This window comes from Nocardia sp. NPDC051832 (assembly GCF_040681285.1).
GTDB lineage: Bacteria > Actinomycetota > Actinomycetes > Mycobacteriales > Mycobacteriaceae > Nocardia.
Genome location: NZ_JBFAYL010000007.1, coordinates 223,783 through 245,831, shown reverse-complemented (window position 1 = coordinate 245,831; position 22,049 = coordinate 223,783). Strand labels below are relative to the sequence as shown.

Below are 22,049 nucleotides of genomic sequence, written 5' to 3'. Positions count from 1 at the left end.
CCGTTCGCTCTTTACTCACTGTCCCCTCCTCTCTCGTCCGATCGCCGCCACGATGCGGGCAACCTCGTCGGCGGCGTCGCGGTGTCCCGCGCCCGCCGCGGCGCGGCCCATCTCGGTCAGCCGCGCGGGATCGCGCAGCAGCGGTATCACCTCGTTGATCACATAGCCCGGGGTCAGGTCCTGATCGGCGACAATTCTGCCACCACCCTGCGCCACCACCGGGCGGGCGTTGAGTTCCTGTTCACCGTTGCCGTGCGGCAGCGGCACATAGACGGCGGGCAGCCCGACCGCGGACACCTCGGCCACTGTCATCGCGCCGGAGCGGCACACCACCGCGTCGGCGGCGGCGTAGGCCAGATCCATCCGGGACAGGTACGGCACCGCGACATACCGCGCGGCAGCGCCATTGGTGTCCGCGAGGCTCAGAGTGTTCTTCGGGCCGTGCGCGTGCAGAACCGAGATACCGGCCGCGGTCAGTTCGCGCGCCGCGCCGGAGACGCCTTCGTTCAAGGTGCGCGCGCCCTGCGAACCGCCGAACACGAGCAGCACCGGTCCCTCGGCGGGCAGGCCGAAGTGCGCGCGCGCCTCGGCCCGCAACGCGGCCCGGTCCAGGGTCGTGATGGCGGCCCGCACCGGGATGCCGACGACCTCGGCCCCGGCCAGACCCGAGTCCGGGACGGCGGCAAGCACTCTGGTCGCGAACCGGGCGCCGACCTTGTTCGCGATGCCCGCCTTGGCGTTGGCCTCGTGCACCACGATCGGCACGGCGCGCCGGCGGCCGAGCAAGCCGCCGCGGGCGGCCAGATAGCCGGGCAGAGCGACATAGCCGCCGAAACCGACGATGACATCGGCGTCGACCTTGTCGATCACGGCCCGGGTCGCGGCGACCGACGCGCGCACCCGCCCGGGCAGGCGCAGCAGGTCGGCGGAGAGCTTGCGCGGCAACGGCACCGGCGGGATGAGTTCGAGCGGATACCCGCGCGCGGGCACCAGGTCCTTCTCCAGGCCGCGCTCGGTACCGAGGGCGGTCACGCGGATCGACTCGTCGAGCCGCCGCAGCGCGTCGGCGACGGCGAGCGCCGGTTCGATATGTCCCGCGGTGCCACCGCCGGCCACGATCACCGAAATGGCGCTCACCTGTCTCTACCTCGTTCTCTCGCGTGGGGCATCGGATAGTTCGGTTCCCAGGCCCGGGTCGAGCGCAGGGAGCTGGTGCCGCGTCTGTTCTTACCCGCCCCGTCGGCGCCGGGTTGCGGGCGGCGGGCCGGCGGCTGAGGCTGGCGGGCGCGCGGAGGTTGGGACTGGCGGGCGCGCGGGGGCTGCTGCGCCTGGGGGCGTTTGCGTTGCTGCGCCTGGTTTCTGGCGGCGTTGCGGGCCCGGGCCGAGGAGGCGGCCTTGGCGGGCGAGTACACCTCCGGCTTGGGCAGGCGCAGCAGCCGGCTGAATCGTCCGTCCGCGCCGCCGTGCAGCGCGGCGACCGCCTCGGGTTCGTGCCGGGCCGCGCTGGCGATGATGCCGAACATGAACAGGGTGATCGCCAGCGACGAACCGCCCGCCGAGACCAGCGGCAGCTGCAGGCCGGTCACCGGCAGCAATCCGACCACGTACCCGATATTGATCAGCGCCTGCGCGGTGATCCAGGTGGTGGCGGTGGCGGTGAGCAGCCGCAGGAACGGATCGGCCGAGCGGGCGGCGATGCGCAGGCCGGTGTAGACGAACAGCGCGAACAGCCCGAGCACCAGGGCGCAGCCGAGGAAGCCGAGTTCCTCGCCGATGATGGCGAAGATGAAGTCGTTGTGCGAGTTGGGCAGATAACTCCACTTGGCGCGGCTCTGCCCCAGGCCGCGGCCCCAGATCCCACCGTCGGCCAGGGAGTACTGCGCTTGGCGCGCCTGATAGTTCGCACCCAGCGGATCGGCGCCCGGATTGAAGAAGGACCGCACGCGATCGGACCGATAGCCGGCCGACACGGCCAGCACGCCCGCCGCGATCACACCGGAGATGGCGATGGTGATGAACAGGCGCACCGGCAGCCCGCCGAACCACAGCAGCGCGGCCAGGACGACGCCGAGCGCGATGGTGGTCGACAGGTTGGGCTGCAGCACGACCAGCAGGCACACCAGCAGACCCGCCGGAACCAGCGGCACCAGAATGTCTTTCAGGCCCGCCCGCTCCGAACGGCGCGAGGCGAGCAGATGCGCGCCCCACACGACCAGCGTCACCTTGACGATCTCCGAGGGCTGCACCGAGATCGGGCCGAGCACGAACCAGCGCCGCGCGCCCTGCACTTCCGAGCCGATGCCCGGGACCAGCACCAGCGCCAGCGCGAGCACCGACAGCGCGAACATCGGAAACGACCACTGCCGCAGGCGTTTCAGCGGCAGCCGCAGCGCCAGATAGAACAGCCCGCAGCCGATGGCGGCGAACATGGCCTGCTGGATGAACAGCGCGTAGGCGGACCGGCCGCCGGCATAGGCCTCGACCGAGGACGCCGAGAGCACCATGACCAGGCCGAGCACGGTCAGCAGGGTGGCGATGGTGACGACCAGGTGGAACGACGCGAGCGGACGCGCCAGCCAGGCACCGGCCCAGCGGGCGTTGCCGAAATTCTTCAGAGAACCTCGGACCGCCCCGCTCTTCGTCGCCGTCGTCGTCATAGCTGCCGCCCGATGTCCCCGTCCTCCAAGGTGTGCACGGCGTCGGCGAAGCTGCGGCCGCGATGGGTGTAGTCGGCGAACATGTCCAGCGACGCGGCCGCGGGGGCGAGAAGCACGGTGTCGCCGCGATTGGCCATACCGGCCGCCGCCCGAACCGCTTGCGCCATAACCGCGTCGGCCTTGTCCATCCGCACCGACTCGTCCATCAGTGCATCGTCTCCCGCCCACACCTCGATGACCGGGACATCGGGTGCGTGTCGCGCCAACGCGGACGCGATCACCGGCGCGTCGGACCCGATCAGCACCGCGCCGACCAGCCGATCGGCGACCTCCTCGATCAGATCCTCGACGTGCGCGCCCTTCAGCTGCCCGCCCGCGACCCAAACCACTTGGGGGTGAGCCAGAATCGAGGAGCGCGCGGCATGCGGGTTGGTGGCCTTGGAGTCGTCGATGAAGTTGACGCCCGCGAGCTCGCGCACGAACGCGGCGCGGTGCGGTCCGACCTTGTGCTCGACCAGGCCCTCACGCACGAACTGCGGGGCCACGTCGATGGCGCGGGTCAGCGCGGCCGCGGCCAGCGCGTCGGCCACACCGGCCGGTCCGGGCGGGCTGATGTCGCCGACCTCGGCCAGGATCGCGGCCTTGGTGAAGGCGCGGTCCAGCAGTTTGCCGTCGACCACGCCGAGTTCGCCGTCGGCGGGCACGCCGATCCGGAATCCGACCGTGCGGCGCGCCTTGGACTTGCGGGCCAGCGCGGCCGCGACCGCGTCGTCCAGGCCGACCACGCCGACCCGGCCGTACAGTGCGCGCGCCTTCGCGGCGGCGTAGGCGTCCAGGCCACCGTGCCAATCCAGGTGATCCTCGGCCACATTCAGCACCACGCCCGCCTCGGGCCGCACCGACGGCGCCCAATGCAGCTGGAACGAGGACAGTTCCACCGCGAGCACCTGCGGGCCGGGGTTGCGGCGCAGCGCGTCCAGGATGGGCAGGCCGATATTGCCGCAGGCCACGCTGGCGATGCCGGCGGCGCGCAGGATCGAGTGCGTCATCTGGGTGGTGGTGGTCTTGCCGTTGGTGCCGGTGATCACCAGCCACTTGCGGGCCGGGCCGTAGATCCGGGCCTGGTCCACCCACCAGGCGAATTCCACGTCACCCCAGACCGGGATGCCCTCGGTGACCGCGGAAACCAGCACCGGCGAGTCGGGGCGCCAGCCGGGGCTGGTGATGACGAGCGCGAACCGGCTCAAATCGGTGTTTTCCAGATCGGCGCACGGCGCTACCTCCAGCCCGAGTTCGGCGGCCTCGGCGAGCGCTTTCGCGCCGCCGTCGGTCACCACCGGGTGTGCGCCGATATCGCGCAGCGGTTCGATCAGCGAACGTCCGGAAACACCCCAGCCCGCGACCAGAACGTCACGGCCCCGCAGGAATTCCAGCATGGGCCCCGGTGAACGCAGGGCCCGTGGAGAATGGTCGACCACGCTTGTTTCACCCGACCTTGGAGAGATATTCGCTGTAGAACAAGCCGAGTCCGACCGCGGAGGCCATGGCGGCCAGCAACCAGAATCGGATGATCACTGTTGTCTCGGCCCATTTACTGAGTTCGAAATGGTGATGGAAGGGCGCCATCTTGAACAATCGGTTGCGCGTTGTGCGATACACCGCCACTTGCAGCACCACCGAGAGCGCCTCGGCCACGAACAGCGCGCCGATGACGACCATCAGCAGCTCGGTGCGGGTGGTGATGGACAGGCCGGCCAGCATGCCGCCGAGGGCGAGCGAACCGGTGTCGCCCATGAAGATCTTGGCGGGCGCGGCATTCCACCACAGGAAGCCGATACAGGCGGCCGCGCCGGAAGCACAGACCAGCGCCAGGTCCAAGGGGTCGCGCACGTCGTAGCAGCCGCGCTCCACCTCGAACGAGCAGGAGTGGTAGTACTGCCAGAACGTGATGATCACGTAGCCGCCCAGCACCAGGCTCATCGAGCCCGCGGCCAGGCCGTCCAGGCCGTCGGTCAGGTTGACCGCGTTGGACCAGGCGATCGTCAGGATGCTGACCCAGAGCAGGAAGATGATCACGCCCATCGACACCGTGGCGATGTCGCGGACATACGACAGGTGCCGGCTGGCCGGGGTGATGCCGTGGTCGTTGCGGAATTGCAGTGCCAGCACACCGAATACGACGGCGGCGGCGAGCTGGCCGATGTACTTGCCCGCCGCGGTCAGCCCTAGGTTGCGCTGCTTGCGGATCTTGATGAAGTCGTCGACGAAGCCGACCGCGCCCAGCGCGGTGGCCAGGCCCAGCACCAGCAGCGCCGAGGCGGACGGGCCGTCGGCGTTGTACATGATGCCGATCAGGTGCGAGCCGAGGTAACCCGCCCACATGCCGATCAGGATGGCGACGCCGCCCATGGTGGGCGTGCCGCGCTTGGCCTGGTGACTGGCCGGGCCGTCGACCCGGATCTCCTGGCCGAAACCTTGCTTGGCGAACATCTTGATCAGCAACGGCGTCAACATGATCGACACCGCGAGCGCGATCGCCGCCGCGAACAATATCTGCCTCATGAACCAGCCTCGCTGGCGCTCGGCGTCTCGCCCACCACTACTACCCTCACTGCGCTGCCTCCGTGCTGCCCCTGCGTTGTTCGGCACGTTCCGCGCTGGTCAGGTGCTCGGCGACGGCCCAGAGGCCGACGGACTTCGAAGCTTTGACCAGCACCACATCACCCGGCTCGACTTCTTCGTCGAGTAGCGCGATAGCCGCGCCGATATCGGGCACGAGAATCGACTCCTCGCCCCATGAGCCTTCCATCACCGCTCCCTGGTGCATCGCGCGGGACGGTCGTCCGGTGCCGACGACGATCAGGCGGTCGACATCCAGGCGTACCGCGAGCCGTCCGATCAGGTCGTGCTCGAGCACGGATTCCTCGCCCAGCTCGCCCATTTCGCCGAGTACCGCCCAGCTGCGCCTGGGGGTGGCTTCGGCCTTGGACATGGTCACCAAGGCTTTGAGTGCCGCCTTCACCGAATCCGGGTTGGCGTTGTAGGAATCGTTGACGACGGTGATGCCGTCCGCGGTGGTCTGGACGTCCATCCGGCGGGCCGAGGCGGCGCGCGCGCCGGACAGGGCGGCGGCGACGGTCGCGAGGTCGGCGCCGCAGTGCAGCGCGACGGCCGCGGCCGACAGGGCGTTGCCGACCTGGTGTTCGCCGTGCACGCCGAGCTGGATCGCGATGCTGCCCTGGGGTGCGTGCAGCGTGAACCCCGCGCGCGCCTGGGCGTCCATGCGGATGTCGGTGGCGCGGATATCCGCGCCGGTGGACTGGCCGACGGTCACCACGGGGGCGACCGTCCGCGTGGCCATGGCGGCGACGTTCGGGTCGTCGGCGTTGAGCACCGCCAGCCCGGCGGCCGGAAGTGCTTCCACCAGTTCGCCTTTGGTCTGGGCGATGGCTTCGCGGCTGCCGAACTCACCGAGGTGCGCGGTGCCCACGTTGAGCACGACGCCGACGGTCGGCGGTGCTACGCGCGCCAGCGCGGCGATGTGACCGGGCCCGCGCGCGGACATCTCCAGCACCAGGAAGCGGGTATTCGCATCGGCGCGCAACGCGGTCCAGGGGTGGCCGAGTTCGTTGTTGAAGGAGCCGGGCGGGGCGACCACCGTGCCGAGCGGAGCCAGGACGGCGGCGATCAGATCCTTGGTCGAGGTCTTGCCGGAGGAACCGGTGACGCCGACGACGGTGAGCCCACTTGTCGCCGTGAGCTTTTCGACACTGACCCGAGCCAGCGCGGCGAGCGCTTCTAGCACCGCGGCGCCCGAGCCGTCCGAATCCGCGGTCAGCGCGACCGACCTCGACCGCACCTCGCCGGGATTCGGGGTCACCACGATGGCGGGCACGCCGACCGGACGCGCGGCGAGTACCGCGACCGCCCCGGACGCGACGGCGGCGGCCGCGAAATCATGTCCGTCGGAACGCTCTCCGGGCAAGGCCAGAAATAGATCACCGGAACCGATTGCACGGGAATCGAATTCGACCGAACCGGTCACCCGCGCCTCGGTATCCGGCACGTCGTGCAGCGTGCCGCCCACGACGTCCGCGATCTCACGCAGTGTCATCTCGATCATCGAACCGTCAAGTCCTCCGCGTCGGTATCTGATGTGCGGCACGCACGGGCCTCTGCATGGTCACGCTCCGCCACCGTCGCTGGGCCCGGCATCGCCCGGGTCGCCGGAGTGCTTGTGGCGCACCGCTTCCGCCAGCACCTCCCGATCATCGAACGGCTGCTTGTGCCCATTGATCTCCTGGCCCACCTCGTGACCCTTGCCCGCGACCAGCACCACATCCCCGGCGCGCGCCCAGTCGACCGCGGCCGCGATGGCGGCGGCGCGGTCACCGATCTCCCGCACCTCGCCGCGCTCGGCGGCCGGAATCCGTTGTGTGCCCGCGAGCACGGCCGCACGGATCGCGGCCGGGTCCTCGGTGCGCGGGTTGTCGTCGGTGACGATCAGCAGATCCGCCCCGCGGGCCGCGGCTTCGCCCATCAGCGGCCGCTTCCCGGCGTCACGATCGCCGCCCGCGCCGAGCACGACCGCCAGACGTCCCGCGGGACCCGCGAAAGTGCGCGGCGAGTCGTCACCGAACGCCGCGGCCGCTTCCGGCCTCGGGCCGTGTGCCGCAGCGGCTTCGAGATGCCCGCGCAGTGTCGCGATGACCGATTCGACAGCGGCGGGCTTGTGCGCGTAGTCCACGACGGCGAGAAATTCCTGGCCCGCTTCCACCCGCTGCATCCGGCCCGGCACATCGACCTTGCTCAGCGCCGCCGCGGCCGCGGCCGGATCGACCCCGGCCGCCGCGCACACCGCGATCGCCAGCAGACCGTTGGCGACGTTGTAGCGACCGGGCAGCCGCAGCTGCACGGGGATGTGCCCGCCCCGGTGGGCGGCAACGAATTCCTGCTCGCCGCCGCCGGTCTCGACCGCGCCCGCCAAACCCCAGTCCGCCGAGGCCATTTGGATGCCCCAGGTGGACACGGTGATCGGCACCTCGAGCTCGGCGGCCAGCTTCTGGCCCCATTCGTCATCGACACAGATCACCGAGGTCTCGGCGGCTACCGGCGAATCCGGCGCGAACAAGCGGCGTTTCGCGTTGAAGTAGTCCTCGAAGTCGGCGTGGAAATCCAGGTGATCCTGCGACAGGTTGGTGAACGCGCCGACCGCGAACCGGACGCCGTCCACCCGGCCCAGCGCCAGCGCGTGACTGGACACCTCCATGACTACCGCGTCCACGCCCTGCTCCACCATCAGCGCGAACATCGCGTGCAGCTGTGGGGCTTCCGGAGTGGTCAGCGCGCTCGGCACCCGCTGCCCGCCGATGCGGGTCTCGATGGTGCCGATCAGCGCGGTGGACAGCCCGGCGGCCGCCAGGCCCGCCTCCACCAGATAGGAGGTGGTGGTCTTACCGGAGGTGCCGGTGATCCCGATGACGCGCAGGCGTTGCGACGGATCGCCGTACAGCGCCGCCGACAGCTCGCCCAGCACCGCGCGCGGCTGTTCGCGGACCAGCACCGGCACGTCGATCGCGCCGATCAATTCGGCGCCGGCGGCATCGGTGAACACCGCGACCGCACCGCATCGCACCGCGTCCTGGGCGAATCGGGCGCCGTGCGCCTGCGCGCCGGGCAATCCCGCGAACAGATCCCCCGGGCACACCGCGTTCGAGCGCTGCTCGATGCCGGTGACCACTAGTTCCGGCCGGTCCACACCGACGAGCTGGGCGCCGGTCAGGTCCAGCACGGTGGACAGCGGTGTCGACAGCGCGACGGCCGGCCGCAACACAGGCGGGCTGGACTGCGCGGGCACCTTGCTCCTCTCGGATTCGGACATCTTGCGTCTTGCACGGATTGCGACGAGTCAGGTTACCGACGCGCGCACACCGCCGAACAACGCGCCTCGGTGTTGCGGCGCTTACTGCGTCGGTTATGCATCAGCCCGCAGGACGAAACGCTTCGGCTGCGTGGCCGAGGGCGGCACGCGGTCCCGTTGCAGGGCCCAGGAGGCGATGCTGTGGAACAGCGGCGCGGCCGACTGCCCGCCGCTGCCGTCGGAGCTGCGCACCGGGTTGTCGAGCATCATGCCGATCACGTAGCGCGGGTTGTCGGCCGGGGCGATACCGGCGAAGGTGATCCAGTAGCTGGAGCTGGAATAGCAGCCGCAGCGCTGATCGATCTTCTGCGCGGTGCCCGTCTTGCCCGCGATCTGGTAGCCCTCGATGGCGGCCGGAGCGCCGGTGCCGTTCTGCTCGGCGCTCATCGGATCCTTCTGCACCACCGCCTGGAACATGGTGCGCAGGGTGGCCGCGGTCTGCGGGCTCACCACGCGCACGCCCTCGGGGGCGGGTTCCTCGGCGCGGGCGCCGTCCGGCGCCACCGTCGCCTTGACGATGCGCGGCGGAATCCGCAGACCGTCGTTGGCGATGGCCTGGTACATGCCGGTCATCTGCAGTGTGGACATCGAAAGACCCTGCCCGATGGGCAGATTGGCGAAGGTGCCACCGGACCACTGGTCGCGCGAGGGCACCAGGCCCGCGGTCTCGCCGGGCAGGCCGACGCCGGTGCGCTGCCCCAGCCCGAACCGGTGCACCATGTCCGCGAACCGGTCCTCGCCCACTCGCTGGGCCAGCATCAGCGTGCCCACGTTGGAGGACTTACCGAAGATGCCGGTGGTGGTGTAGGGCACGGTGCCGTGTTCCCAGGCGTCACCGACGGTGACCCCGGACATCCGGATCGAGCCCGGAACCTGCAGCACCTCATCGGGATCGGTGAGGCCGTACTCGATGGCCGCGGCCGCGGTGATGATCTTGTTCACCGAACCGGGCTCGAACGGATCGCTGACCGAGGGGTTGCTCTTCTTGGCGGTATCCCAGTGCTCCGGGCGCAGTGCGGGATTGAAGGTGCTGTCGTTGGCCATGGCCAGCACCTGACCGGTCTTCGCGTCCAGCACCACCGCGGAAGCGCCTTGCGCGCCCGACATCTCGCGGGCCTGCTGCACCTGCTGCTGCACGTAGTACTGAAGATCCTGGTCCAGGGTCAGTTCGACGCCGTTGCCGTTCACCGCGGGCTGCTTGTCGCGCCAGCTGCCGGGGATGACCGCGCCGTCGGAGCCGCGATCGTAGGTCTGCGAACCGTCGGTGCCCGCGAGCACCGCGTCCAGCGAGGATTCCAGGCCGATCAGGCCGTGCCCGTCCCAGCCGGTCGCGCCGATGACATTGGCCGCCAGCGAACCGCCGGGGTACTCCCGCAGCGACTGCTGTTCGGCGCCCACCTCGGGGTACTGCGCGGTGATCTCGCTCGCGACGCGGGGGTCGACATTGCGCGCCAGATACACGAAGGTCTCGTCGCCGCGCAGCTTGTCCAGCAGCGCGGCGACGGTGGGCGCCTGTTTGCCGAGCTTGTCGTGGATGGTCTTGGCGATCTCTTCCAGGCGCTTGTCCGGATCGAACGGCTTGTCTTTGTCCTTCGACGACTCGGCGCTCTTGGCCTTCTTCGCTTCCAGCTCCTTGCGCACCTGCACCGGCTGGAAGGTCAGCGCCTTCGCGGTGATGGTGAAGGCCAGTTTGTTGCCGAAGCGGTCGGTGATGGCGCCCCGGGTGGCGTGGTCGATCTCCCGGGCGGTGCGCTGGCTCGCGGCCTGCGCGGACAGCCCGGGCGCGGCGATGCTCTGGACCCACAGCAGCTGCAGCGCTACGACTCCCAGCGCGACCAGCATGACGATCCGGCCGACCCCGATACGCAGCCGGATCGGATTGTCTCCTGCCGCGCGCGCTGTGCGTGGTCGCGTGCCGCCGGGAGGCCGCGGCCCGCGGCGCTGACGCGGCGCGGGCCTGGTGTGAGTCACCGAGCGACCTCCTGCGGTGCCGCGTCGGGCGCCGGATCAGGCTGCGGCACCGGCGATTCCGTGACCAGACGCGGGAGCTGCACCGACGGCGCGGCGATCGGCGAGGGCACCGGGCTCGGCGTCGCGCTGGGTGCGACCGGCTGGGCCGCCGCGGGCGCGGGATTGGACGCGGTGGTGTGCGCCGTGGCGCCACTGGCCTGATCGGTGCTCTGGCCCGGGGTCCGCGGCGGCGCCACGGGGACCACTCGCTCGCCGTGCGCCTGAGCGTGCGGCTGCGGAGCGGGCTGGTTGGGCGCGGTGTTCAGCGGCGGCGCGGGCGCGCCCTGCGCGGGTGTCGGGTCGCCGATCACCGAGACGGTGCCGTCCGGCGCGATGATCAGCCGGGCCGGATCCTTGGCCGGGATCATGCCGAGCTCACGGGCCCGCGCGGCGAGTTCGGGCGCCGATTCGGCGGCCTCCACCTCACGCAGCAGACCGGCCCGTTCCTCGGACAGCTTGCGATTGAGCGAGCGCGCGTCACTGAGCTGGTAGCTGTCCTCCGCGGCGCGCGTGGTGAGCAGCAGCGTCAACGCGAGACCGCACCCGAGCAGCGCGATGATCGCCGCCACGAACGGAATCCGCGTGGCCATGACCGAGCCGCGCCGCCGGGGCAGCTTCGGCGAGATCTGCTCCTTGGTTTCGGCCCGCAGCTTGCGCTTGGCGTAAGCCCGTTGCGCCGCACCGGATTTCACCCGATCAGCGGCCTGCACACGCCGGGCGACCCGACCCGGCTGTGCGATACGTTCTTTGATGCTCATGCTCTCCCCTCCGTCTCTTGGATCCGCTCCGCGGCCCGCATTCGCACGGGAGCCGCCCGCGGGTTCTCCTCGATCTCCTGTTCGGTCGCCTTCTCCGCGCCACGGGTGAGCATCCGGAACTCCGGCCCCATTCCGGGCAGTTCGACCGGCAGATCCACCGGCGTGCGCGAGATGATGCGCGGCGCCAGTTCCTGTTTCACGACCCGGTCTTCCAGCGACTGATACGACATGATCACGATGCGGCCGCCCACCCGCAGCGAGTTCAGCGCGGCCGGCAACGCGGCGCGCAGCGAATCGAGTTCGCTGTTCACCTCGACGCGCAAAGCCTGGAAGGTCCGCTTGGCGGGATGACCTCCGGTCCGCCGCGTCGCCGCGGGGATCGTCGCGTACAGCAGTTCGACCAGCTCGGCGCTGGTTTCGAACGGCCGGCGCTCGCGGCGCTTGAGGACCGCCGAGGCGATCTTGCCCGCGAACCGTTCCTCGCCATAGGTTTTCAGCACCCGCGCGAGGTCGCCGTGACTGTAGGTATTGAGGACGTCGGCGGCGGTCAGCCCGCTGGTCGGATCCATCCGCATGTCCAGCGGCGCGTCCACGGAGTAGGCGAAACCGCGATCGGCCTCGTCCAGCTGCATCGAGGAGACGCCGAGATCCATCAGGATCGCGCTGACCGAAGCGGTCGCGTCCAGGCCGGCCTGCTTCAGCGCGTCGGCGATGCCGTCATAGCGGGTGTGCACCAGCGTGATTCGGTCCTCGAACGGCTGCAGCCGGGCACCGGCCAGCTCCAGGGCGTTGGTGTCGCGATCGAGCCCGACCAGGCGGGACTCGGGATAGGTGCGCAGGAAATGCTCTGCGTGCCCGCCCAATCCGAGCGTGGCGTCGAGGTAGACGGCGCCGGGCTCGGCCAAGGCGGGACCGAGTAAGTCGTCGGCCCTGCGTAAGAGGACCGGAACATGGCGGGGGCCGGGCTGTTCTGGGTTCACCTCGACCTCCCGGATCTGCCTCGCGTCGTCGCGCACCGCCTACGGCTCAGCGGCGTGGTTGAGAGAAAACGAATGCCGCGTGGTCTCTGACCGAACCTCGGCACCTGGCGTCGGGGAAGTACGTCAGGGTCCGTGTCCGGGCAGAGGCCGCGTGGCACTCGTTGTTTCGGGCTAGAAGATTCCGCCCAGCGACTCGTCTCTCGCTTGCGCGTAATCCTCCTCGTTCTCGGCGAGGTAGGACTCCCACGCCTGCTTATCCCATATTTCCAAGAAGTCGACCGAGCCGATGACCACGCAATCCTTGTCGAGGTTCGCGTAGCGACGATGTTCGGCTGACAACACGATCCGGCCCTGCGCATCCAGACGCTGTTCATCCGTTCCGGCGGCGAGCGCCCGGACGAACGCGCGAGCCTGCGGGTTGCTTCGAGACGCCGCCGCGGCTCGGCGAGCGAGCGCGGTGAATTCATCCTTGGGGTACACGGCAAGGCTGTGGTCCTGACCTTTCGTGACCATCAACCCTCCCGCCAGATCGTCTCGAAACTTCGCAGGCAACGTGAGTCGCCCCTTGTCGTCCAGCCGAGGTGTGTAGGTACCGAGAAACAACCCCGATACCTCCCTACTGGATCACCTCGCCTGGATGGCCTCTCCTGTAGTGCGCGCTCCACATTACCCCACTTTCCCCCACTTTCAATCGAATACCGGGGTGATCTCCCTCCCCGGTTTCGCGATTCCGCAGGTCACCACAGCTATCACGGTGGTGGAGAGCTTTCGCGTGTTCCGCCGACACGCGGTACGGGCCTGGCTGATCGCCCGGAAACACCCAGCAACCGCATCCAGCATGGGGGGAAGTGGGGGGAACCGGTGGGGTGGTGTGGAGGAGATTGGGAGGGACGCCTACCGAGCACTCGGACGCAGACATGAGACGGCGACGTCGCACCGGATCGGTGCGACGTCGCCGCTGCGTTCAAATATCGAGGCTCTGCCCGAAGGGGCGCGACCTACTCTTGTTCGAAGCGCCTCCGGAAGCGGTCCTCCATACGTTCGGAGAACCCACCGGACTTCTTGCCTCGGCCGGAACCACTCGTTCCGCCGCCACCCGAACCGCTCGACGGCGTCTCGGCCGAAGCCGCGCCGCCCTTCGAGCTGCCGAGCAACAGCAGGACGCCGGCTCCGAACATGACGATGAAACCGATCAAGCTGATGATCGGGAAGCCGCCGAGCTTCGGCAAAGCGATGCCGGCGACGAGCAGAACCAGGCCAAGGACAAACAAGGCCGCGGCCTGGAGTCTGCGACGACTCGAGGTCGAGCGAAGTCGTCCGCCGCGGACGGACGAGGCGAACTTCGGATCCTCAGCATAGAGCGCGCTCTCGATCTGTTCGAGCATGCGCTGCTCGTGCTCGGAGAGTGGCACGGTACCTCCCCCGGCACTAGACGTGGGCTGCCGCTTCCGGGTAAGCGACAAACAGCCGACCTTGGCGGCTATCTAACCCCAATGATACGAGTTCGATCAGGGGCGTACCACCTACTCGCGCATAACTAACTGGTCATGGCGTGGCGTCTATGCGGTCAAGCCCCCGTTCAGGCCTGGTGCGGGGCGCAAACGCGAGGCTGTGGTCAGCATGTCTTCGACGTCGTGCAGGAATGCTCCTACCCGCGAATAGAACTCGTCGGCCTCGTGATCATCGACATCGCGATCCAGCCCCGCCTCCAGGGCGGCCCGCAATTCCGAGCGCGCGCTGAAATAATCCGACCACATGACGAACTCGGGCGCGGCGCGCTGCAACAGCACCCAGGCATTGCGGGATCGGGCCCTGGGGGCGGCGTCAGCCCCGGTAAACGCGAGCACCGCGCCCGCGCCGCGGAGGGCGGCCAGGTAGGCGGTTCGGAAACGCTCGCGCGGATCGTGCTCCGCCGCCGCTTCCATGAGCAGCGCGTCCGCCCTTTTCAGCAGCTTGCCCGCCGTGCCGGGGCGGCCCGGCTGCTCCATACGAGAAGGCATTTCCCCATTCCTCCGCTCCTCGACACCCGGAGTCCTGGAGTGCTCTTCACCCACCGAGCGGACCGAACAGGCATTCGAACGTTTGAATTACGCTTGAATATAGGGACACCCACCGACAACTTTCCGTCCGAGAGCCATGACTGCAGTCAAGCCCGAACACAAATCCGCCGCCGCGCCCGTCGTCGTCGACCTCTCCGTCGCCGAGCTGCGCCACCGACTGCACGACGCGCTATCGGTGTACGTCGCCGCGATGGGGTATCCGCACGGCACCGAGAACCACCGGGCCCCGATGTGGACCGAGCACACCACCCGCCCGGGTTGGCAGGCCGTGGCCGCGTTCCTGCCCGATGACGACGGGCGCATCGACGTCCGCAAGGCGCCGCTGCTGGCCATCGCCTACGGCTACAGCGGCGCGCCGCACCAGTGGTGGCATCAGCAGGTGCACAGCGGGATGCGGCGCAGCGCGTGGCCGGAGCACGCGACACAGCAACTGCTGTCGAACTACTTCGAACTGACCGAGCTGCATGTGCATCCGGCCGCGCAGGGTCAGGGGCTGGGCGCGGTATTGCTGAACCGGCTGCTGCGTAATCGCCCTGAAGGCGCGGTGCTTTTGTCCACGCCGGAAGTGGAAGGCGAGGACAATCGAGCGTGGCGGTTGTATCGGCGCGAAGGGTTTGTCGACGTGGTCCGGAAGTTCGTTTTCGCGGGTGACAATCGGCCGTTCGCGATCCTGGGACGGCGATTGCCGTTATGACGGCGTCTCGGAGCGACTCGGCGCGGGGCCGGGCGACGAGCGGGCGCACGCTTGTGCTCGGGTCGGGACACAATGCGCTGGTCGCGGCCTGTTATCTGGCTCGGGCCGGGGAGCAGGTCGAGGTTCTGGAACGCGACGAGGTGCTCGGTGGCGCGGTCTCGACCGTCGAGCGGTTTCCCGGGCATCAGGTCGATCGCGGGTCCTCGGCGCACATCATGGTCCGGCACACCGGGATCATCGAGGAACTCCAGCTCGGGAAGTTCGGGCTGCGCTATATCGATTGCGATCCCTGGGGATTCACTCCCGGAGTGGACGGCGCGCCGCCGATCGTCTTCCATCGTGCCCTGGATCGCACCTGCGCCTCCATCGCCGCGGCCTGTGGCCCGCACGACGCGATCGCTTACCGGCGGTTCGTGGATGTCTGGGGTGAGCGCAGCGATCGGGTGATGCGGGCGTTCGGCGGGCGTTCGACGCCGGGGCGGCTGCTGCGGTCGTTCTGGGGACTGGACGCCGGCGACGGGGGCAGCGCGCTGTCCCGGGAGTTCCTGCAACCCGGAGACGCGCTGCTGGACAGTTACTTTCGTGACGAGCGGCTGAAGGCCTCGCTGGCCTGGTTCGGAGCGCAGTCCGGGCCGCCGATGTCGGAGCCCGGGACCGCGCCGATGGTCGGCTTCGCCGCGCTCATGCACAAGCTGCCGCCGGGGCGCGCGGTCGGCGGAAGTGGCGCGCTGACAAAGGCTTTGGTGGCGCGACTGCGGGCCGACGGTGGCGTGGTCTCGGCCGGTGACGAGGTCACCGCGGTGCAGCGCGCGGACGCGGGCTGGCGGGTGCGCACCGCCTCCGGCCGAAACCTCCAGGCCGACACCGTGATCGCGGGCACGCACATTCTGACCACACTGGATCTGTTGCGTGCGGGCGGTTTCGACGCGGAGTCGCTCGACGACTGGCAGTCGCGCATCCGGGTGGGACCCGGCATCGGGATGGTGGTCCGAGTCGCCACCAGCGCCCTGCCGCGCTACCCGGGGGCCACGGCCGCGGAATCCGCCCACGGCTTGCAGTTCCTCGTCTCCGATCGCAGGCACCTGCGGCGGGCGCACGGCGCGGCGCTGGCCGGCGACCTGCCGCCGCGACCGGTCGTGCTGGCCATGAGTTTCAGCGCCCTGGACCCGAGCATCGCCCCGGCCGGGGAACACCAGCTCTCGCTGTGGTCGCAGTGGCATCCGTACGAGCTCGCCGACGGCAGCGACTGGACCGCGCACGCCGAGCAGGAGGCCGACCGGATCATCGCCGAAGTCGACTCCTACGCACCGGGATTCGCGGACACCGTGCTGCGCCGGCACGTGCAGACACCGGTGGACCTGGAACGCGAGATGGGCCTGCGCGGCGGCAACGTCATGCACGTCGAGATGTCCCTGGATCAAATGATGATGTGGCGCCCGATCCCCGAACTCTCCGATCAGCGAGTCCCCGGCGCACCCGGCCTCTACCTGACCGGCGCATCGACGCACCCCGGCGGCGGCGTCTCGGGCGCCAGCGGCCGCAGCGCCGCACAACTTCTGCTGCGCGACGCCCGCCGAAACCGGTTCGCGTTGCCGCGCAGGCGATGACCGGCCTCGACTCGATCAGCACACCCCAGGCGTCCCGGCCGACCGCATGCTGGCACGACGGGGTGCTGCCGTGCCGGAGCACCACACGGCATCGGCCATCTCGGAACCTCAGGTGCCTGCCGTGCCGGAGCCAAAAGGTATGTGCGCTGCCGGAATACCGGTTTGGCCGCGCCCGCAACAACGCAGTGCCCGCCACGCCCAGAAAACGCAGCCGTTGTTCGGTTGGCGGCGGAAGTGATGCACGCGCGGCGACTTTCGCGCGTTCACGCCCCTCAAGCGCTGGGTGCGAATCGCGTCGACACAGTGCCGGGCGATGCCAGGACAACGCAGCGTCAGCCGGTTGGCGCCGGAAGCAATGCTCACGCGACGACTTTCGCGCGTTCACGCCCGCCATGTGTTGGAGTGCGAATCGCGGCGACACAGTGCCGGGCGGTGCCAGGATGACGCAGCGTCAGCCGGTTGGCGGCGGAAGCGACGCGCGCGCGGCGACTTTCGCGCGTTCATGCCCGTCGAGCGCTGGGTGCGAATCGCGGCGACATGGTGTCGGCGATGCCGGGACGACGAGGGCTGGGTGATGAGGTGGCGGAAGAGTTGATGGTGTGGTGACTTTCAAGGGGGTGCGGGGTTCCGGGCTCGTGCCAGTGGTGTTCGCGCTGGCGCTTGTCGTGGTGCAGGTCACCTATCCGCTGAGTGAGGGGGATTGGCGGGATCGGGTGACGGTGGCTGTTGTGTTGTTGTCGGCGGGGACGGCGTTGGCGCATGCGGTGGTGACGCGGGGGTGGTGGTATGCGGGTGGGTTTTTGGTGATCGTGTCCGGGGTGGGGTTGGTGGCCGAGGTGGTGGGGACGGCCAGTGGGGTGCCGTTCGGGTGTTATGCGTATGCGGTGGATCGGATCGGGCCGGCGGTGGCGGGGGTGCCGTTGGTGGTGCCGCTGGCGTGGACCGGGGGGTTGTATCCGGTGTGGGTGGTGGCCGGGATGCTGGTGCGGGGGGCGGCGGCGCGGATCGGGGTGACGGCGGTCGGCGGGGTCGGGTGGGATTTGTTCTTGGATCCGCAGATGGTGGCCGACGGGCAGTGGCGGTGGTGCGATACCGGGTCCGGGTTGCCGGGGCTGGAGCAGATTCCGTTGACCAACTACGCGGGGTGGTTCGGGGTCGGGGTGGTGATGGCGAGCCTGCTGGTGGGGTGGGAGCGGATCAGTGCCCGGTGGGCGGATCCGGGGCGGGCTGCGTCGGTTGCGGTGCCGGTTGCGGTGTTTTTGTGGACCTGGCTGGGGTCGGCGCTGGCGCACGCGGTGTTTCTCGGGTTGCCCGCCTCTGCGGGATACGGGGCGGTCGGTATGGGTCTGCTCGGAATCCCGTTGCTGGGGTTGCTCGCCCGCTCTGGCTTGTCGCGTGGCTATTGCGGGGCCGGGCCTGGCACGATGTGAGCCGTGCAACCTAGCCCGATGACTACGAAGCCCGACGCCCCGGTTCTGGTACCGCCGCGCCGCACCGGCGTGCGGATAACCGGGGCGGTGCTGCTCGCGGCACTGCTGGTGCCGATGCTCGCGGCCTGCCTGCGGGTCCAGGTGTCGATGGGCGTGTCGTCGAACGACCGGGTGTCCGGGCGGATCGTCGCCGCGGTGGTGCCGGCCGACGCCAACGACAAAGGGCCGCAGCTGAAGGCGCCCGACTCGCTGGCGAGCAAGGTGCGGATCGAGACCTACGCCCAGGACGGGTACGTGGGCAGCAAGGTGTTCTTCGAGGACCTGTCCTTCGGTGAGGTGTCCCAGCTCGGCGCGCTGTCGGAACAGAGCCAGGGCATGTTCCAGCTGAACTTCAAACGCACCGGCGACCTGGTCAGCCTCGAAGGACGGGCCGATCTGAAGTCGGTGCCGCCGCACGGATCCGACGTGCAGTTGACGGTGGCCTTCCCGTCGCGTGTCGCCAAGACCAACGGCAACCGCGAGGACGACTCCACGGTGTCCTGGAAACTGCCGCCCGGCGAGGTGTCCGTGATCCGCGCCGAGGTCAGCTACGCGGATCCGAACACCCGCTCGTTCGCGGGCTGGGCGGGCATCGTCGGCGGCATCACGCTCGCCGTCGCCGCGATCGTCGCGGCCATGGCGTACATGGATCGCAATCCCCCGGCCCCTGGCAGCTCCGGCCGGTTCTCGCTGACCGAGTGGTGGCGCATGGTGAAGGAAGGCCGCTGATCGGTCCGGCCGAGCGAGTCGTTCGGGCGGGCACGGCGATCGCGGTCACCGGTTGTGTTGTCGCGCTGTACAACCGGTTGACGGTGCGGAGATTGGCGGAGTCCGCGACCGTGCTGGAGCCGGTGACGGTGTGTATCCCGGCGCGGGACGAAGCCGAAAGACTGCCCGCGTTGATCGCCGATCTTCGGGCCCAGACCGGGGTTGCCGATCTGCGGGTGCTGATCCTCGACGATGCCTCCTCCGATGGGACGGCGGCCGCGGCCGCGCAGGCGATAGCTGCCGACGACCGTTTCCTGGTGATCCGCTCCGCGGACGACCCCGCCCCCGGCTGGACCGGTAAGGCCGCCGCCTGCGACCGCCTCGGCGAGCTGGCCGACACCGCCGTGCTCGTGTTCCTCGATGCCGATGTACGGCTCGCACCGGGCGCGATCGCCGCCGCGACCACCGAATTGCGCAGGCGCGACGTGGCATTGGTGTCCCCCTGGCCCGCGCAGGAGATGCGCTCGGCGGCCGAGACCCTGGTACAGCCGCTGCTGTGCTGGTCGTGGGCATCGACACTGCCGATCACGGTCGGCAACCACAGCCGCCGGCCCTCGATGGCGGTGGCCTGCGGACAGTTCCTGGTCTTCGACACCGCCGCCTACCGCGCGATCGGCGGCCACCGCGCGGTATCCGCCAGCGCGACCGAGGATCTCGACATCGCCCGCGCCCTGCGCCGCAGCGGCAGACGCACCGCGGTGGTCGCCGCCGGACGCAGCGCGAGCACCCGGATGTACCGGGACGCCACCGAACTCGAAGCGGGCTACACCCGCTGGCTGTGGTCGGCCTACGGTGGTTCGCCTTTCGCCGCCGCAGCGGTAGGAATCTTTGCCGCCCTCGGCTATTGGGCCCCGCCCCTGGCCGCCGTCATCAGCCGCGGAAAGCTCCGGCGAACCGGCCTGCTCGGCTACTGCGCCGCAGTCACCGGCCGCCTCCTCGCCCGCTCCACCGAAACAACCGCCCCCCTCACCCGCACGGATATCACTGCCGCACTGGCACACCCAGCATCGATCGCCGCATACACCGCACTGACGATCCGCTCACACCGCGCCCACCGCCGCGGCAACCTCATTTGGAAGAGTCGTCCCCTGACGCACAGCCCGCACCGCTGAGCCACTCTCCGTCGTCCGGCATGCTTTCGGCCGGACCCAGGGGCTCGCCCCGAGCACCTGAGTTCTGTCTCGAAGTCGCGAGGTCAGCGGTCCGCTCACCTGCGATGTCTGGTATCGGCAGCGAGCGTGCCGAATCGGAAGCTCTGCGTTGCCGTTCAGACTCACTCGGCTCTCTTGAACCACCGCAGGACCGAACCCGCGCTCGGTGGCGGTGGCGGTGCCCGGTGTGGGTGGCGGTGGCGGGTTGCGGTGCCCGGTGCCGGTCTGCGAGTGAGGGCGGCCCGTGTGTGACTACACAGGCCGAGCCGTCACCACACAGCGGCGATCGCGCGGGTGCAGTCACACCCAGCCATGTAACCAGCTCCGCCACAGCGCGGCTGACCGTAGCCCACTTCGAGACACGACCTAGGCCAAGACGCGCCGGAACGACGAGAGTCCGTTTGCGGAGCCGGGGCGGCGAGAGGTTGTGCACTGGGAACGCTGGGTCTTCGGCCAACGTGCGGTCAAGGGACCGTGGTGATTCCGACTGTCGGCAGGTAGAAGCAGGTTTCCGCGCCGTTGGCCATGGTGCCGAAGACCGCTGCGAGGACGGTGCCTTTGCCAGTGTCCACCGGGACCGCGCGAATGCCGCTGACCGGGACGGTGGCGAGGAAGAAGTCGCGGACGGCCTGTTCCGCGAGTGGGCGGAGGGCGGCGGGAACCTCGGGCGGGATCATCCGGCCGAAGACTTCGTCCAGCGGGCCCATCGAGGCGACGCCTCCGCGTTTGGTGTCGACGTTGAGCCAGACGACGCGCATGCCGGGACTTTCGGAGCGCGTGTTGCCCGACGGCACGAAGGTGAACATGGTCTGGCCGGACTTCACGGCGGTCAGATCGAGGCCGGGGATCGCGATGTTGTGCACCGGCCAGGGACCCGGGACCGCGCCCGCTACGGCGGGACTCGTCAGCGTCACGCCCGCACCGGAGCACAACGCTGCTGTTGGATACAGAAACGGCGTCACACCGAGGGATTGCAGCGCGGCGAGAGCGGATTGCCCGGTACCGGGGGCAGCGGCGGCAGAGGGAGCATCGACGACGGCGGCGGAGGATGGATCACTGACCGCTGCGGCCATCACAGGCGGAGCGGCGGCGGGCAGATCACCGACAGCGGCAGGCATCTCCGGCAGCGCCACGACAGGCTGGTAACCGACACCGCCGGCCGTCACAGGCAGCGTCACGACTGACAGATCACCGTCAGCAACAGGCATCACGGGCAGCGCCGCCGCGGACGGATCACCGTCACCAGCAGGCACCACAGACAGCGCTGCCACGGACGGAAGACCGGCGGCGGGCATCGCCGACGGGTCGGCGGCTGACGGGCCATCGGCGACGGGGGTCGCGGCAGCGGGGGTCGCGGCAGCGGGGGTCGCGGCAGCGGGGGTCGCGGCAGCGGGGGTCACGAGGGCGAGGGTGAGGAGGCTGCCGAGGGTGAGGGCAGCGAGGGGTGTGCGGGTGCGGAGGCGGCGGGCGCCGGGGTCGACGGGGTGGACAGGCACTGCGGACCTCCTCATCGTGGCGATGATCGAGGTTCAACGGTACGTCCGCTAACTCGGGAAACCGGGCATTTCCGGCGTGGCGGGATGGTGGCTCGGGGCGGGCCGTAGTCGGGGGCCGCGACGATAGTGCGCCAAGGATCGCCTGGTGGCCAGGGCTGCGCTCACGGTGATTTCTACTCTTGTCGGCGAGTTCGGTTGCTATCCATGATGTTCGAGCACCATCCAGAGCGATTGAGAGACCTGGCTCGGCGACGTCGCAGCAACCCCCCGGCAGGCCGGGTGCGGGTGCTTCCGCCAGGAACGATGGAGGACCCCGACATGAGCACCGCACAGCACACCTCCCGCTGGGGACAGCGGCACATCGCGCAGCGCCGCGGCACGTCGACGGCTTGTCGCCGCTGAGTTCACAGCCAGTACCGCACCCCGACGCTGGCCGGGGTGGTGCGATCGACGCCCGCGCGTCGTCGCGTTCGATCATC

18 protein-coding genes and 1 riboswitch are annotated in these 22,049 nt (G+C 69.6%); of the genes, 5 read left to right on the top strand and 13 right to left on the bottom strand.

Annotated features, from left to right (window positions below; genetic code table 11):
- Positions 1-15: 15 nt before the first annotated feature.
- The 12 genes from murG to AB0M14_RS35310 all read right to left on the bottom strand — a co-directional run bounded on the left by murG (position 16) and on the right by AB0M14_RS35310 (position 14,325).
- Positions 16-1,137, bottom strand: coding sequence for an undecaprenyldiphospho-muramoylpentapeptide beta-N-acetylglucosaminyltransferase (gene murG, locus AB0M14_RS35365; RefSeq protein ID WP_365003677.1), 1,122 nt, complete (start codon positions 1,135-1,137; stop codon positions 16-18).
- A complete protein-coding gene (gene ftsW / locus AB0M14_RS35360) occupies positions 1,134-2,657 on the bottom strand; it encodes a putative lipid II flippase FtsW (RefSeq protein ID WP_365003674.1) in 1,524 nt (507 codons plus the stop codon). Before ftsW ends, murG begins: the two co-directional genes overlap by 4 nt.
- Positions 2,654-4,093 (bottom strand): UDP-N-acetylmuramoyl-L-alanine--D-glutamate ligase, encoded by a 1,440-nt coding sequence (gene murD / locus AB0M14_RS35355; protein WP_365003887.1) that lies wholly within the window; start codon positions 4,091-4,093, stop codon positions 2,654-2,656. The genes ftsW and murD overlap by 4 nt, the downstream gene beginning before the upstream one ends.
- A 49-nt stretch (positions 4,094-4,142) precedes the next feature.
- Positions 4,143-5,219 carry a phospho-N-acetylmuramoyl-pentapeptide-transferase gene (gene mraY / locus AB0M14_RS35350; protein WP_365003671.1) on the bottom strand — a complete coding sequence of 359 codons (1,077 nt, stop codon included), beginning with the start codon at positions 5,217-5,219 and terminating at the stop codon, positions 4,143-4,145.
- 46 nt (positions 5,220-5,265) lie between these two features.
- Positions 5,266-6,780 (bottom strand): UDP-N-acetylmuramoyl-tripeptide--D-alanyl-D-alanine ligase, encoded by a 1,515-nt coding sequence (gene murF / locus AB0M14_RS35345; protein WP_365003668.1) that lies wholly within the window; start codon positions 6,778-6,780, stop codon positions 5,266-5,268.
- A 60-nt stretch (positions 6,781-6,840) separates the two neighbouring features.
- The gene (locus AB0M14_RS35340) at positions 6,841-8,538 is read right to left on the bottom strand and encodes a UDP-N-acetylmuramoyl-L-alanyl-D-glutamate--2,6-diaminopimelate ligase (protein WP_365003665.1); all 1,698 of its coding nucleotides are present in this window, start codon (positions 8,536-8,538) and stop codon (positions 6,841-6,843) included.
- A gap of 93 nt (positions 8,539-8,631) precedes the next feature.
- Entirely contained in the window at positions 8,632-10,419 is a 1,788-nt protein-coding gene (locus AB0M14_RS35335) for a penicillin-binding protein 2 (RefSeq protein WP_365003883.1), read from the bottom strand.
- Positions 10,420-10,544: 125 nt separating this feature from the next.
- Positions 10,545-11,345 (bottom strand): hypothetical protein, encoded by an 801-nt coding sequence (locus AB0M14_RS35330; protein WP_365003662.1) that lies wholly within the window; start codon positions 11,343-11,345, stop codon positions 10,545-10,547.
- Positions 11,342-12,325, bottom strand: a complete 984-nt coding sequence (gene rsmH, locus AB0M14_RS35325; RefSeq protein ID WP_365003659.1) for a 16S rRNA (cytosine(1402)-N(4))-methyltransferase RsmH — start codon at positions 12,323-12,325, stop codon at positions 11,342-11,344. The genes AB0M14_RS35330 and rsmH overlap by 4 nt, the downstream gene beginning before the upstream one ends.
- A 171-nt stretch (positions 12,326-12,496) precedes the next feature.
- Complete coding sequence (gene mraZ, locus AB0M14_RS35320) at positions 12,497-12,928, bottom strand: division/cell wall cluster transcriptional repressor MraZ (RefSeq protein ID WP_194819414.1); 432 nt, start codon at positions 12,926-12,928, stop codon at positions 12,497-12,499.
- 395 nt (positions 12,929-13,323) lie between these two features.
- Positions 13,324-13,737 carry a DUF3040 domain-containing protein gene (locus AB0M14_RS35315; protein ID WP_365003655.1) on the bottom strand — a complete coding sequence of 138 codons (414 nt, stop codon included), beginning with the start codon at positions 13,735-13,737 and terminating at the stop codon, positions 13,324-13,326.
- Between the two features lie 147 nt (positions 13,738-13,884).
- Complete coding sequence (locus AB0M14_RS35310; RefSeq protein ID WP_365003652.1) at positions 13,885-14,325, bottom strand: SAV_6107 family HEPN domain-containing protein; 441 nt, start codon at positions 14,323-14,325, stop codon at positions 13,885-13,887.
- A gap of 136 nt (positions 14,326-14,461) precedes the next feature.
- Here AB0M14_RS35310 and AB0M14_RS35305 point away from each other — a divergent pair, with 136 nt between their 5' ends.
- From AB0M14_RS35305 to AB0M14_RS35285, 5 genes are all read left to right on the top strand, one after another.
- On the top strand, positions 14,462-15,079 hold the full coding sequence (locus tag AB0M14_RS35305) for a GNAT family N-acetyltransferase (protein ID WP_365003650.1): 618 nt from the start codon (positions 14,462-14,464) through the stop codon (positions 15,077-15,079).
- Positions 15,076-16,686, top strand: a complete 1,611-nt coding sequence (locus AB0M14_RS35300; protein ID WP_365003648.1) for an NAD(P)/FAD-dependent oxidoreductase — start codon at positions 15,076-15,078, stop codon at positions 16,684-16,686. Before AB0M14_RS35305 ends, AB0M14_RS35300 begins: the two co-directional genes overlap by 4 nt.
- A gap of 599 nt (positions 16,687-17,285) precedes the next feature.
- Positions 17,286-18,116 (top strand): carotenoid biosynthesis protein, encoded by an 831-nt coding sequence (locus tag AB0M14_RS35295; RefSeq protein WP_365003645.1) that lies wholly within the window; start codon positions 17,286-17,288, stop codon positions 18,114-18,116.
- Positions 18,117-18,134: 18 nt separating this feature from the next.
- A complete protein-coding gene (locus AB0M14_RS35290; protein WP_365003642.1) occupies positions 18,135-18,884 on the top strand; it encodes a DUF3153 domain-containing protein in 750 nt (249 codons plus the stop codon).
- A complete protein-coding gene (locus AB0M14_RS35285; protein WP_365003639.1) occupies positions 18,854-20,035 on the top strand; it encodes a glycosyltransferase in 1,182 nt (393 codons plus the stop codon). The genes AB0M14_RS35290 and AB0M14_RS35285 overlap by 31 nt, the downstream gene beginning before the upstream one ends.
- Positions 20,036-20,538: 503 nt before the next feature.
- On the opposite strand, the gene AB0M14_RS35280 is transcribed toward AB0M14_RS35285, so the two are convergent.
- Positions 20,539-21,570: a hypothetical protein gene (locus AB0M14_RS35280; protein WP_365003637.1), complete on the bottom strand. Its 1,032-nt coding sequence runs from the start codon at positions 21,568-21,570 to the stop codon at positions 20,539-20,541.
- Between the two features lie 215 nt (positions 21,571-21,785).
- Positions 21,786-21,880: riboswitch (SAM riboswitch) on the top strand.
- Positions 21,881-22,049 lie beyond the last annotated feature (169 nt).